General features: G+C 44.2%; 12 protein-coding genes. 2 read left to right on the forward strand and 10 right to left on the reverse strand.

Features of this window, described 5'->3' with window-relative positions:
- Nucleotides 1–2 precede the first annotated feature (2 nt).
- Both G3M70_01885 and G3M70_01890 read right to left on the reverse strand, forming a co-directional pair.
- On the reverse strand, nt 3–824 hold the full coding sequence (locus G3M70_01885) for an aldolase (GenBank protein QPJ60703.1): 822 nt from the start codon (nt 822–824) through the stop codon (nt 3–5).
- Entirely contained in the window at nt 817–2,340 is a 1,524-nt protein-coding gene (locus G3M70_01890) for a hypothetical protein (protein QPJ60704.1), read from the reverse strand. The genes G3M70_01885 and G3M70_01890 overlap by 8 nt, the downstream gene beginning before the upstream one ends.
- Nucleotides 2,341–2,725: 385 nt before the next feature.
- Here G3M70_01890 and G3M70_01895 point away from each other — a divergent pair, with 385 nt between their 5' ends.
- Nucleotides 2,726–4,030 carry an O-antigen ligase family protein gene (locus G3M70_01895; GenBank protein ID QPJ60705.1) on the forward strand — a complete coding sequence of 435 codons (1,305 nt, stop codon included), beginning with the start codon at nt 2,726–2,728 and terminating at the stop codon, nt 4,028–4,030.
- Between the two features lie 90 nt (nt 4,031–4,120).
- On the opposite strand, the gene neuC is transcribed toward G3M70_01895, so the two are convergent.
- The 8 genes from neuC to G3M70_01935 form a co-directional block, all read right to left on the reverse strand.
- Nucleotides 4,121–5,251, reverse strand: coding sequence for a UDP-N-acetylglucosamine 2-epimerase (hydrolyzing) (neuC, locus tag G3M70_01900; protein QPJ60706.1), 1,131 nt, complete (start codon nt 5,249–5,251; stop codon nt 4,121–4,123).
- 217 nt (nt 5,252–5,468) lie between these two features.
- A complete protein-coding gene (locus tag G3M70_01905; protein ID QPJ60707.1) occupies nt 5,469–6,302 on the reverse strand; it encodes a lipase family protein in 834 nt (277 codons plus the stop codon).
- Nucleotides 6,303–6,351: 49 nt separating this feature from the next.
- On the reverse strand, nt 6,352–6,945 hold the full coding sequence (locus tag G3M70_01910; GenBank protein QPJ60708.1) for a hypothetical protein: 594 nt from the start codon (nt 6,943–6,945) through the stop codon (nt 6,352–6,354).
- Between the two features lie 167 nt (nt 6,946–7,112).
- Nucleotides 7,113–7,493 (reverse strand): hypothetical protein, encoded by a 381-nt coding sequence (locus G3M70_01915; GenBank protein QPJ60709.1) that lies wholly within the window; start codon nt 7,491–7,493, stop codon nt 7,113–7,115.
- 11 nt (nt 7,494–7,504) lie between these two features.
- Nucleotides 7,505–8,317 (reverse strand): SagB/ThcOx family dehydrogenase, encoded by an 813-nt coding sequence (locus G3M70_01920; protein ID QPJ60710.1) that lies wholly within the window; start codon nt 8,315–8,317, stop codon nt 7,505–7,507.
- 15 nt (nt 8,318–8,332) lie between these two features.
- Nucleotides 8,333–9,718 (reverse strand): hypothetical protein, encoded by a 1,386-nt coding sequence (locus G3M70_01925; GenBank protein ID QPJ60711.1) that lies wholly within the window; start codon nt 9,716–9,718, stop codon nt 8,333–8,335.
- Nucleotides 9,715–10,743, reverse strand: coding sequence for a hypothetical protein (locus G3M70_01930; GenBank protein QPJ60712.1), 1,029 nt, complete (start codon nt 10,741–10,743; stop codon nt 9,715–9,717). Before G3M70_01930 ends, G3M70_01925 begins: the two co-directional genes overlap by 4 nt.
- Nucleotides 10,744–10,805: 62 nt before the next feature.
- Nucleotides 10,806–11,018 (reverse strand): hypothetical protein, encoded by a 213-nt coding sequence (locus tag G3M70_01935; protein QPJ60713.1) that lies wholly within the window; start codon nt 11,016–11,018, stop codon nt 10,806–10,808.
- Between the two features lie 370 nt (nt 11,019–11,388).
- Here G3M70_01935 and G3M70_01940 point away from each other — a divergent pair, with 370 nt between their 5' ends.
- On the forward strand, nt 11,389–13,302 hold the full coding sequence (locus G3M70_01940; protein ID QPJ60714.1) for a TonB-dependent receptor: 1,914 nt from the start codon (nt 11,389–11,391) through the stop codon (nt 13,300–13,302).
- Nucleotides 13,303–13,318: the final 16 nt, after the last annotated feature.

Raw genomic sequence — 13,318 nt, forward strand, 5'->3', positions numbered from 1 at the left:
CCTCAGGGGTTGGACCGGGAGGCAATGATCAGTGACACAATCTGCGCCACTTTTTTCCGGTCGAGCTCAACCTGATCCGGAGTTCTATCGCCAAGATATTCTTCCACTTCCCTCAGTTTGTCAATTTCGTATTTCAACTTGCCTGTCAGGGCGGGATCATCGGAAAGAATGCCCCGGTGAAATGTCCGGGACAGGATAACTGAGTTAGATTCAAGACGCAAATGCTCGCCCAACACCAGTTCTCCGGGCAATTGGCCCTCTCCAATTCGGGCGATTCCACCAAACCCGAAAGGCAATCTGGCATTTTTTATGGTGGCCGACATTCGATCCACCATTCCATTGATCAGGGGCTCAAAGATGAAATTCAGCTTTAATCCCAGGTGTAGATCGTTCAGCCCAATATAAATTTCATGGACCCCTTTTATCGTTGTCAACTGGTCGAGGCTTTCCGCCGCCTCAGGCGTTTCCACCAGGGGAATAACCCGAACCCGGCCGTCTACCATTTCACAAAATTTGCTGAGTTCCTCCGGGGTTCGAAACATCGGAAGCATTAAAAAATCCGGCTGGTATTTCAATACTGTTTCAATTTCCTCTGAGGTTCCTTCATGCAATGGGTTTAATCGAACCAGCATGTCTGCATCAGGAATGGCCTCCCTTACCTTGGGAACGTCTCCCATGTTATGGGCACTGATCACCGTATCGAGATGACCTTGCCGGTCCTGCTTGCCCAAAATCTCCAGGTCAACAAATATCCGATCCACCCCGGCATCCGCCGCGATCTTGGCAAATTTTGGTTTATTCGTTATCAGCATTAAATCAAGCATTCAATCGATTCCTCAATTGTTGAAGAAAATACACCCGGTAATGTTGGATCGAAAACAAAGCGCCCCCTGAAATAACCAGTGAAGCCAGAACCGCCAGAATAAAACTGACCGTTTGGCTTCCCTCGAAGACACTTGAGAACCACGCAAATGGAATAAACAGCAACATTCCCAGAATAGTTACTTTCAGGAAGTCCTTTATTGATTCCATAGGTACAAAATTAAAACCGTGGTGTTTATGGAGAAGAAAAACCTGTATACCAAGAACCAGCCAATAAACAATTACCAGAGCCCACACAATGCCTTCCAGATTGGCCACCCGGGACATCAACAAGGCGAGGGGAACGAACAGCACCACCCCAATCAGGCTGCTGACCAAAGGAAGCTTCGTGTCTTTTTTCGCGTTTGAAACGGAAGTCATCAATGCTGAAAGCCCCTGGGCAGGAAGGGCCAGAATACCAATTTGCAATAAACCGGCGATTTGAACCAGCGACCCGTCGCCCATTTTACCCCATTCATACACAATGCGGGTAAGGTCTTCACTAAACCAGATGGAAACCAGCACTATGGAGTAAGAGGCAATGAATAGAGACATCACCCCAATTCTGGCAATCTCCAGACCTTTTTCATTTTCCCCTTCACTGAAAAGGCCGGACAAAGTGGGAAACAGAACAACAGCAAAAACTCCCAGACAAATTCCCATCGGTAATTCGACCAGCTTGGTGAGATAATTGATGGTGGCAAATGATCCAGAACCTTCCATCGAAGCCAGAGTCCTTGCAATGATCGGCATCACCAGAAGCAAACTCCCGGATCCCAAAGCTTGAAGGTATCGAACCAGCAAGGGTTTGTCGATACGCCACCCCGCTGGAGCAGAACCCTGTGGTTTGATTTGCATGGAAGCAATCCACTGGGAAATCCACCTGATCAAACCAGCCAGAATAACGGCCCATCCGAGAAAATATATTTCGCTTGTATCGTTGATAAACAGTAAAAATGCGATCACCAGGGTGGTGTTAAAAATCAGAGTGCCAAGCGCGGCAATGCCAAAACGGTTCTCCGCTTGCAGGTAGGCCGTTGTAACCCCCGACAAGGCTGTAAGAGGAACAACCCAAAGGGAGTAACGAATCAACTGGCTGGAGACCTCTACCGCCTTCTCGGTAAACCCCGGGGCAAAGAGCAGGACCAGAAAATCGGGAAAGATCATTAGAATTCCGACGAGAACCGAGAATCCCAATCCAGCAACCACACTTGATTGTAAAAAAAGCTGGTGTGCACCTGGAGGATCCAGTTTTTTTAATTCGGGAATTAAAGCTGCTGCTAAAGCACCCCCCATGAGAATATTGATCATGAAGTCAGGCAACGTGAGAGTGAAGATGACAATATCAGCATCCTCCGTTGTCCCAAATGCAGAAGCTATGGTGACCTCACGGACAAACCCTGTTATCCGACCAAGAAAAAGGCCTCCGGAAACCAGCAGACCTGCCGTCAACAGCCTTTTCATCGAATAGCTGGGCATTCAGTTTTTTCTTTCTCGGGCAAACAACGCGCCGGTCTGGTTTATGGGGAAAGAGTAATAAGACACCCTGGATCATTGAAAATTTTGCTCAGGGTTTTTCTATTTACCAAGGAATGTATGAGGCAGGTCTGGTTAGCGGATGAGGCCGCAATACGGTAAAAATTCTAGCACAAAATCAAACGGGGAATAACCCCTCTGTGCTCCTCTTCCCAGCAAACCTTCAGCCGAAAATTTACTAAACAGAAGGATTAAATTGTACAATAGCGGTGCCCTTTGCCTGGAACTGTCACGTTGCAGAGGCGGAGTTTAGAGCATCATCGAAAAACCATATGTGATTTCTCATTTATATCCTCCAGTCAGACCTGCAGGCTTGCCTTAGCACCTTATGGTTCCCAACAAAAAATCAGAAATAGCCCCCGACCAAAAAGCTTTTCCTGAAATCCTTGACCGCATGCAGTGGGGATGCCTGATTCTATTTTCCGTCGGTTGTTTTGTATCAATTTCCCTGGCTCAAATCAGTGCACTCGCAGGATTCCTGACCTGGTTGATGCAATTGAGAATCACCCGTTTTTGGGAACGCATTCAAATCCCGGTTTTACTGCCCATTGCCTTGTTTGCAGGGGCTTCCATCTGCTCGACCATTTTTTCAGTCGATTGGCAAGTCAGTATAAAAACTCTAAAAAAACTTTTTGAAATCCTTATATTTTTCTGGGCTATAAATGCATTACGGACAATAGGCTCCGCCCCTTCATTCATAAATCGCCTCTTTTTTTTCAACAACACAAAGGAAAACCCGCTCTCCTCAAACGGGGAAAATCTGGTGCGTCTGTTTACCTTGTGGGGCGTGTTGGCAGCACTCTACAGTTTTTACGAGGCTTCTTTGCATGGCATTCAACTGCCCCATCGCGTGGTGGGAACTTTTGACAATCCCATTTCGTGGGGAGTGATCTTGATGATGCTTTCCCTGCTGGCCTTTGCCAACCTGATCTACTCCTCCAGGAAAAGCCGGGTGTTATCAGGACTACTTTTTTCAATCCTGGTGTCCTGCCTCATTATTACTCTTGCACGGGAAGCCTGGCTGGGGTTCACCATTTCTATTTCAGGCATGCTGTTTTTCAGAAAACCTCTATTGGCGGTGATAGCTCCTCTGACCTTCATTCTTATCCTGGTTCTTTTACCTCATTCGATCCAGGAACGGTTATTGGCAATGACCGACTTCTCACAACAAACCCTCAAACTTCGGATCCAAATGTGGCAAGGGGGCTGGGAAATTTTCAAGGATTATCCGGTTATTGGATGTGGATACAATTGCTCCTCATTCGTTGCCAATGATTACCGTGGCTATGAAAAGTTTTTACAAACCTGGGCGGGAGGGTTCCACAATAACTTCGTGCAAATTGCAGTGGAGTTGGGTTCCGTTGGGTTATTAACATGGATAAGCATCTGGGTTGTGTTTTTCTGGCTATCCATATTGAGGTTGCAGGCCCTCAACGAGGATCACCCTGATAGATGGCTGATCCATGGAAGTATCTGGGCCATTGCAGCTTTTTTGATTGCCTGTATCTTTGAATCCCATTTTTATGATACGGAAGTGGCCATGATTCTGTTTATGATAATGGCCCTTCCCTTTTCAATTACTTCAGATTCCAAGGGTGTTGATGAGAAAAATACCTTGGGTTACCTGCTGTGAGACTTCACAACACCCATTGCAAAAATCATTGCACCGGAGCCATAACTCATAACACGATTTCATTAGTCTCATGAAAACCCATCATCTGGCCTAGTAAGCATTTGTTTTGTTCAATAGTTCCGGTGTTATGGGCAGGGTTTTAAGCAGATCGACTATCCTTGTACCCGCATCCCCATTTCCATAAATATTTTTTTCTGGAAAACGTCCCCTGGTAAAAGCCTGCCTCACCGCATTCGCAATTGCTGTTGGCTCTACCGGCACATCTATAACATTGGCATTGCGTTCACGGTGCTGCTGGCGCTGCCCCACATTGACCACCGGGGTACCAAACGTTGCAGCCTCAATAATGCCGCTACTCGAGTTCCCTACCATGATGTCGGCATTTTTCATGAGGGACACAAAGTCGATTCGGGGCAAATGAACCTGCAAATTCACTCCCTCTTTCCCGCGATATTTCTCCAGAGCGCTTCGGATACGATTTCCTCCTGCATCGGAATTTGGCATTAAGGCCACGCTCTGAGTCTTGCACATCTGGAGAGTATCCATCAGACAGGTTATCTGATCACCTGCTGCCGCCTCTTCCGCCAAAACAGGATGAAACAGAACAAGCGCGAGCGGGACATTAGAATCAAAATTCAGTTCTGAGCATAGTTGTTCCCGCGACTTTTGAGCCAGCGACTTCAACCCATCCAACCCGGGCGCACCCGTGATAAAAATATTTTCCTCCGCCTCTCCCATTTGAATCAGTCGTTTTTGGGAATTTTCCGTGGCGGCAAAATGATAGTGAGCCAGTTTGGAAATCGCATGGCGAACCGGTTCATCGACTGTACCTGACCTTTCGCCACCATGTATATGAACCACAGGGAGATTGAGATGAATCGCAGCCAACGCTCCTGCAAGCATCTCTCCGCGATCCCCCAGCAATAGCACCAGGTCAGGACGTTCCTTTTCAAATACCGGAATCATACCCGCCAGTTCATCCGCCAGAGCCCGCGCCATGGAAGCCCCTGAGGTGTCTTCAAGTAAAACAGGAATGCGATCACAAATCCTTAGGCCCGATTCTTCAATTTCATTCACAGTGTTCCCGTAACCCGGGGCGAGATGCATGCCCGTGACACACACAGATATCTCCAAACCGGGATCCTGGTGAGCCAGCTTTAAGGTGGACGAAAGCAAACCGAAATCAGCTCGTGTGCCGGAAACATACAATATTTTTCTCATTGTCCTGGACAAATTTGATTCTCGGTCAATGATGTTGAATCAAAAGTTATTACCCAAATTAACGCCATTTCAATCGGGATAGTTTTATCATAACCCAATGCAAGCTCGGGAAAAGAATTTGCCATTCGCACGAAAACCGGGCTGAATGATTCTCGACTTGCTATTTCCCCGGGATGCCAAGTGGTATCTATCATTGGCCGGCAATTAAATACCCATACTATTTTTTTTCTACGAGTCCTTCCAGCTTATTAATGTAATGTTTCATGCTGTGGTCTTTTAATCCATCCGGACCGATCTTACCCAAATCCTCTATCCGCCCTTTTATCCGATCCAGCTTTAAAGACCACCAACCGGGATCGTTTGCAAGTTCACCGTCTGTGTCCAGGTACCAGAACTGACCGACATGACGGTAGGAGTGCGCACGCAGGGGCACACGGGTAACCACATCATTGTTGTGCACCACCCGGTAAGAATGGTCTTTAAAATTGGAATTGAATTTGTCTGCAAAGTCGGGATTGCCCACTCGAGGGGAGCCAAATGTATATAGCCCGTGAATGGGTTCTTCCTGGTGATCCTTGTCAATTCTAAGTTTGGCAACAGCCAGTGTGGCCAGGGCGGCACCCAGGCTATGCCCTGTGAACCAGAGGGCGGGGGGAAGTTTGGAATGGTCGTCCCCGAGCCGCTGGATAAAAAAGTCCTTGAACTCTTTAATTTTCCAATGAACGCCTTCCATAACGTGCTCAACCGCCTTTAAAAAACCAAAATGAACCCTTCCACCTGGGCCAGGTGCCTTGAAAAGTTGGGCGTCGGTGAATAAATCCTGAACCTTCTTTGGCTCTGTTCCCCGAAATGAGACCAGTATCATATCCTCCTTGCCTGCAATAAAGGCCTGGGTTTCATTGCTATCAAAAAATTCAAACTTTTCAAAACCCCATTGGGTGACTTTTTCCTTCACAATTTCCCTGTCTTCATACGCTAATTCTGCCGCCCGGGCCATACCCAGTGCGTTGGTTTTGCAGAACCGGGTGTTATATGGGTTAAAGTTATTCATTGCATCCTCCAGAAAATTAGACCATGTATCGAGAATTATTGTTTTTGGATTAGCTTGCCGGTGATTTAATAAACTCCACCCTGTTCAGCCAGCCTCGCGCGTATTTTTCCTGTTTAGGGCTTTTGGTCATATAGTTAATATAATGTTGTCCTTGCAGGATATTCATCAGTTTGAACAGGTACTTAGGATGGTCCCTTTCCAGGTAGGTCTCGAGCGCTTCCAGGGTGTTTCCCCCAAAGGCCCCGTCAACCACAAGCTCCCTGTATAAGGCGCCGTTTCGATTTAGCAGATTGAGGCTTTTTTGCAGGAACTTTACTGCGCGTCCAACTCCCATATTAACTCCGGTATCAAACATTTCACTGGCAATGGACTGGTTGGGGATATCATCACCCCAAAAAGGATCCCAGTAACGTTGTTTATAAAACCTGCGAATATCTTCCTGGAAGATCTCATCATCATCCAGGTTTTTTGGAAAGGCTGCTCCTTCCTGTTTTAGCTCATCCAACCTTTTCCATCCCTCCCATCCCTTGTTCATTTTTCGGGCAACCCCTTTGTAGGTCTCCCCACCCGCATCATCTCTATCATTCACATACCCCCCCTCATGCCCCATGGTAATTTCATATGCCTGTTCAAAGTTTGCCATGGCGACCCCCTTCTTTCATTTGAAAGGTTTAAAATAAACGTCTGTAGAAAAAACCAACCGGGAGAACAACATAGTCTAGATAAAAAAGAAAAGACACAGAAACTTTAATCAGGGGAAAGAAGCCAGGATCTTTGCCGGCTTTTAACTTCTAGAATACACAAAGCAAACTAAAGGCTATCGCAAATGGCCTTGTGTAAAAAGTTTACCGAGCAATTCACGGCCTCAAAAAACGACAACTTTCCCGATTTTTCCTGTCTGTATTCTTGCAGTAAATGGTTTCCCGGAATCTCTTTAGCCTCAATTTTCTTTTCGTAGCTATCCGCAATTTCCAGAATCAAATTCAACTGGTGTGCCTCAAAGGGTATTCCCTGGGCTATCTGGTGCAATTCTTCTAAAGATATTTTTATTACCCGGGAAAATTCATTTAAACCTTCTGCCTCCTGGAAATCCGGACTGTATTCTGCCTGTAATTTCAGTTCTTCAATTTTCTTATCTATTTGACCCAGTTTCTCGACAACCGGCTTCCAGGAATCCTGATACTTGTCCATCTAAAAAACCTCTATTGTTTACCAACAAAAGCGGCGTACATCATGGCTTCGGAGGTACCATCGATTTTAAGAAATTTATTCACCAGGTCATCAAAAAATCCACAGGTCGTCATGATTCCAAAGTTAAGGGCCGCACATGATAAATAAAGATTTTGACCCAGGTGGCCTATATCCAGCAAGACGTAACGGTATCCTCTTTCTCCATATTTGTACTTGGTACGGGCTATAAATCCGGATATAAGAAAAACAATGGATGCTTGCTCACAATACTCTTGTCCGCATAAAGCCTCATTCAGTTTTTCCGTCGGATCTAATAATTCAAGAACCTCTAAAGAATGGCTTGAAACCTGGTAATGATACAATCCCTTTTCCAGACCTTCCACATTTCGAATAGCGAGGTAAATTTCGGCAGGATAGAGCGCTCCTCCAGAGGGAGAAGTTCTTAAATACTGAGCACCACCGCCGGGAATGGGAATTTCTCCCGAAATCCCAAAGGTTTGGAATAGTATTTTAGATAATTCAGGCAAGGAAACGGGCTTTTCACCAAAAGTCCTCACCGATCTTCTTTCTTTTATTACCTGGTCAAAGTCATTAATTCCGTTGGGCCAGGTTTCCTTGCCCGGCAGACTTATTATTTTTGCGTAAGGGTATTTTTTATAGCCCTTTGCCATGTTCCGTAATTCGGACCGGGTAAAATCTGATTTGGGAGCAAGAAGAAAACCCGTATCCAGGTGGAGTTTAGTGTTTTCATGAAACAATTCTGATATGGAAAAAATATCTGTACTAAATATATCCTGGTCTAGGTTTTGATCATTGGAGTTCATTTTAGCTCCCCTTTATTATGGAAAAGCGTGAGGAAAAGGATTCACCTCAACATCTTTTTCCAAATTGCATTCCAATCCAAGTTTTTCGGGCACCTCCCAGCGCCTTTTCACCCCCAAGTGCTTCTGGTTATAATTGATGTCAAGCGGCTGCATTCCCGGAATCACCACTCTAGCCACCTTAAAACCTGCCTGATTAATGTCATCGGTGGTTAAATCAAAATAAAAGGGCTCCAGATCGCTATCTTCAAGTTCATTGGCAAGAAATTTTACGCCACTATTAAGGTCGCTCATATCGGCCAGGGGTTTAAATTCCTCAAATTTTAATATTTTTGGAGGTGATTTCAAAAACTCTAACCCCTCTTTCAGGTCAGGGCATAAAGCATGGGACAAAGCATGTAAGGTGGGTGTCGTAATGTTTTGATAGTTGGGATCAGGAGTAAAGTCTGGTTTCGCCCTCGCATAACGCCCCATACCAATAAAGGTAAGAAGTGATTCTTCAAGCGCCAGAATTAGTGACTTGTCAGGGTCCAGGTCAGCCCCCAGCCCCATGACGGTATGTGGTGCCACACCGGAATTATTTTCCAGCACCATCAGAAAAACATAAGCATTTATGTCCAATGTCAGAGAATACATTTTTGCATGAACAGGAAGGTCTGATAAAGTTTCGAACAACTCTTTGGCCAACGGGTTTCTGATAGTTGAAATTTCGACTTCCGGTGGAGAAATTCTATTAAGCCAGTTCACCATGAAAGCGTCGCGCTCAATTACCTCGAGTATTCCTTTATAGATAGAAGAAATTCTATCCGGGCCACAAGCCATTCCAGTAGATATCTGGTCACAAAAAGGCAAATCCCCGTATTCCTTACTTGGAAAAGGAATAAATATTGATTGTGCCGGAACCCATTTAGGTTTCCCATTTTTTAATGAGCAGCATTGAGCCCAATGAATTTTTCTATCTGGGGAGAGTTCTGAGAATGGAAATCCCGGGGAACCATACTGGCCGGGTAGAAAATACTTCGTATCCTCGAGATCAATCGGATCAGCTTCCGGATAGTTATCCTTCAACCCATTGTAACTTTCCTTTATTAGTTTTTGCTTATCGATAAAGGCGGATGAATAGCGTTCGATACATTCTCCCAACGATTTCATCAAGGCCCGGTTGCGATTTGTCGATACCGCGTCTCCGTAGTTTATTGATAAGGAATTATTTAAAGGATTGTATTTTGAGGGACAGGTCCGGGCAAAAAATACAGGCGGCTCCCCAGGCTCCAAATCCTCGAATTCAAATTTTTCGATTACCCCGTATTTTGGGCCAACCAGTTGCATAGCCCGTTTGACGCAGGCTTCCAGGTTTGGAAGGGTTTCACAAAAAATTTCTCTTCTTTGGACGAGGGGATTCATGATCCCCAAATAGCAGTCTTGGGAGTTTTGTGGGAGCACTCCATACAGCCGGGAACCTTGAAAATCTGATGCCTTTTGGGAATGGGAGAAAGCCCACTATATTCATAAACCCCGCCAATCGTCTTTGGTGGAGCGATACCTGTAAGATATCGAGTAATTTCCAATACCATTTCCCCTGCCATAACGGATACAAAGGGATCAATATTCTCAGATATCCCGATATTGATCTCTCGTTCCTCTGAGTTTTTTATATCGTTTAAATGGGGGAGAGCCTTTTCGTGGGCAAAATACCTGGATTTCAAGCAGGCAATGCAGGGGCTTTGAAAAGGGATTACCATGGGGCCTAACAACGCCTTATCACTTTCGATCGCCATACAACAAAACTTGATCCCCATGGCATGGCAAAAAGAATTGATGTCGGAAAAAAGTTTAAAGTCCAGCTTTTCAGAAACGGGAATTAAAAGATCGATATTCGTTTCTTCAAAATCAGGTGAACTTGGTTTTAGTTCTTCGAAACTATTAAAAAAAAGTGCCTCTTTAAACCCCATTCCTGTCAAACAAGCGTTAAAATTCTTCTGTAATTGAGGCTGAGCAGTCACTACAATTTTTGCAGATCGAATTTTTTGGAATGCCGCCAGAGGGGTACTAGTGAAACGTGAAAGAAAATTTATCTGAGAGGAAAAGGGAGCCCAGTTTTCTTGCTGAGTTTTTTCTGGATCCTTGTTTTCGTGAATGAGTCCGTTCGCATACAGCGTTTTTAATAAAAATTCAATTGTAGTGGGACGAAAGGAATCACTCCCTGAATCCAAAATATCATTCAAAGAGTGATTCCCGTCCAATTGGGTGTGGATTTTCTTGAATACATTAAAAAACAGTTCATTTTCCAGCGTAAAAATAAAATCATTTCCTCTGAACTGCAGGCGAGAATCCCCCACATCAACAACGGAAGCCCAAGCAGCCAACTTGGGAATTCTTGGCAACTGTACTTTTAAATTATCGAGAATATTAAGTACGGTATCTTCCATTGCCTGAAAAGGACTGAGAGGGAAGGTAAAATTAAGAACCTCATTTACCTAGATTGTAAATTTTACGCGGGTGCAATACAAGTACAACAATAGGCTGTGGGTCGAATTTCCTTAATTTCGTGTGTAGCGTCCCCATGCTTTTCAAAACCATTCAGGTATTCTTCAGAAAGCTGGTAGTCCTGCATAAGCTTTCCTGGATCCTTGTAAATGGAATTTTTGTAGTCCTCGTCCCGGGACACTTTTTCAATGGCATCTTCTAATAAAGTCGAGTTCATGAATTCCTCCTAAGCAAAGTTAATAAAAATAATATCGACTTATCTTTACCATTTTAACACGGATTTAGCCATAAGTTTTTAGTTGCAATTAATTCAATAAGTTAATAATGTAGCTACATTCGCCTCCGAAGGAAAAAAATTTGCTATGCTAAAATATTTAATTCGGATATTTAAATATTGGCTTGGGAAATTTCGGTTTTCAACCAAAAGTTTTCCTAAAGCACTGTTTGAATTTGCACTCCTCTCACTCTTTCTTACTTTCCTTTGCGTATTTTGCACTACAAAGTTCTTAATCGCCGAAGAAAACTTCCAGAATTTATCTGAAGAGGAAAAAAGAATTTTGAACATGGGGATCCAGGAATTACTCCAAATGGACGTCGTGGTCACCTCGGTAAGCAAAAAACCGCAAAAAATTGATGAAACTGCCTCTGCCGTATTTGTAGTCACTCAGGAAGACATAAGGAGAAGTGGTGCAGTCAATATAATGGAAGCCCTGAGAATTGTTCCTGGTGTTCAAGTCTCAAAGATCAATCAAAATCGTTATGCAATTTCCATCAGGGGCTTCAATAGGCGTTTAGGCTCAGACAAACTTCTGGTTCTTATGGACGGAAGGACATTGTACAGCCCATCTGCTGCGGGAGTTTTCTGGCTGGGGCAAGACACTCTTTTAGAGGACATTGATCGTATTGAGGTAATTCGAGGTCCGGGTGCTTCTTTATGGGGTTCCAACGCTGTTGCCGGTGTAATTAATATAAAAACCAAATCTTCTCATGACACTAAGGGAGCTCTCGTGTCAGGCGGGATAGGGAATGAGGAGAGAGGTTTTTCTTCTCTTAGATACGGGGGTTCCATTAGTGAAGGATTGGATTTCAGGGTCTACGGAAAATACCGATCACGCGATGGGGGGGAAAACCTAAATGGCACAGACGGTATTGATGATAAAGAAATAGCCCAGGGGGGATTTCGCGCAGATTGGGAAGTTGATGATGATACTGATCTCACCTTCCAGGGGGATATTTACAACGCAGATGCAGGACTGGATTTTTTAAGCCGTTTTGTTTCTCTTCAACAAGGCTCCATCCCTTTTCAAGGAATCACCACGCAAAAAGGGGGAAATTTCTTATCCAGATTCAGTAAAACCTTTACAGATGAATCAAAGTTAAAAGCTCAAGTTTATTATGATCGGCTTGAAAGGGAATCCTCGGTTCCATTCGATAATGTAGTCGATCAGTTTGATTTTGAATTCCAGCATGACTTTAAATTCCAGGATAGACACCGGGTTTCCTGGGGAGCAAACTATCGCCTTTCAAATTTCAATTTCACCAGCACCAATATTGTGGACTTTCCCAATAACCTGACACACCTCTATGGTTTTTTTGTCCACGATGAAATATCACTGATTTCGGATTTTTGGAACATTATTGTCGGCTCTAAGTTTGAGCACAATCAGTTTTCAGGCTGGGAAATTCAACCCAATATAAGGACAAACATACGATTCACCGAACAACATTCTGTATGGGCGGCAGTGTCGAGAGCCGTTCGTATTCCAACCATCTCGGAAGAGGCGGCCATGATTAACCGAGCCTTAGTTCCTCCAGGAGGAGGATTGCCCCTGCCTCTGTTGCTCAGGGAAGAAAACCAGGGAAACCTGAACGCAGAAAGTTTACTGGCCTATGAAGCCGGTTACAGGTTTAAATTGAATTCCAAATTCTACTTTGACATTTCAGGTTTTTATTTTGACTACGACGATATTATTGAGTTCACTCAGTTGCCTCCATCATTCCGGTTTATGCCCTTCCCTTCCCACTTGCAAATTACTGCAAAAAATGAAAATTCCCTCGAGGGAAAAGCCTACGGTGTTGAATTAGCCAGCCAATGGCAGATCTTGCCTCAATTAAAACTTGCCGGAAGTTATTCTTATCTTGATGTAGATTTGAAACCTACCAAATTCAACACGTTTATTCCTCAGGACTTTAGTAGTGAAGGCGATTTGGATGCCGAGGGCGACCCCAACCACGTATTGTCTGCAAGGGCCTACATCAACCTGCTTAAAAACCTTGATTTTGATATTTTATATTATTTCACTTCCAACAATTCGATAAGGAGAATTCCTTCCTATCACAGGCTCGACCTGAGGTTAGGCTGGAGGCCAATAAAAGAACTGGAACTCTCATTGGTGGGGCAGAACATTGCTGATGAAAAACATTTTGAATTAAACGAACTTTTGGAAAGAGCTACTCAAACAGAAAGAAGTTATTACTTTAAAGCGACAGTAAATTTTTAATATTAGAAATTTTTCA

Origin of the sequence: Candidatus Nitronauta litoralis (assembly GCA_015698285.1) — a bacterium.
GTDB classification, from domain to species: Bacteria; Nitrospinota; Nitrospinia; order Nitrospinales; family Nitrospinaceae; genus Nitronauta; species Nitronauta litoralis.

Excerpts from the sequence above, each read along its gene's own strand:
- G3M70_01885 (QPJ60703.1), bottom strand. The coding sequence starts at position 824 with ATGCTTGATTTAATGCTGATAACGAATAAACCAAAATTTGCCAAGATC.
- G3M70_01890 (QPJ60704.1), bottom strand. The coding sequence starts at position 2,340 with ATGCCCAGCTATTCGATGAAAAGGCTGTTGACGGCAGGTCTGCTGGTT.
- G3M70_01895 (QPJ60705.1), top strand. The coding sequence starts at position 2,726 with ATGGTTCCCAACAAAAAATCAGAAATAGCCCCCGACCAAAAAGCTTTT.
- neuC (QPJ60706.1), bottom strand. The coding sequence starts at position 5,251 with ATGAGAAAAATATTGTATGTTTCCGGCACACGAGCTGATTTCGGTTTG.
- G3M70_01905 (QPJ60707.1), bottom strand. The coding sequence starts at position 6,302 with ATGAATAACTTTAACCCATATAACACCCGGTTCTGCAAAACCAACGCA.
- G3M70_01910 (QPJ60708.1), bottom strand. The coding sequence starts at position 6,945 with ATGGCAAACTTTGAACAGGCATATGAAATTACCATGGGGCATGAGGGG.
- G3M70_01915 (QPJ60709.1), bottom strand. The coding sequence starts at position 7,493 with ATGGACAAGTATCAGGATTCCTGGAAGCCGGTTGTCGAGAAACTGGGT.
- G3M70_01920 (QPJ60710.1), bottom strand. The coding sequence starts at position 8,317 with ATGAACTCCAATGATCAAAACCTAGACCAGGATATATTTAGTACAGAT.
- G3M70_01925 (QPJ60711.1), bottom strand. The coding sequence starts at position 9,718 with ATGAATCCCCTCGTCCAAAGAAGAGAAATTTTTTGTGAAACCCTTCCA.
- G3M70_01930 (QPJ60712.1), bottom strand. The coding sequence starts at position 10,743 with ATGGAAGATACCGTACTTAATATTCTCGATAATTTAAAAGTACAGTTG.
- G3M70_01935 (QPJ60713.1), bottom strand. The coding sequence starts at position 11,018 with ATGAACTCGACTTTATTAGAAGATGCCATTGAAAAAGTGTCCCGGGAC.
- G3M70_01940 (QPJ60714.1), top strand. The coding sequence starts at position 11,389 with ATGGACGTCGTGGTCACCTCGGTAAGCAAAAAACCGCAAAAAATTGAT.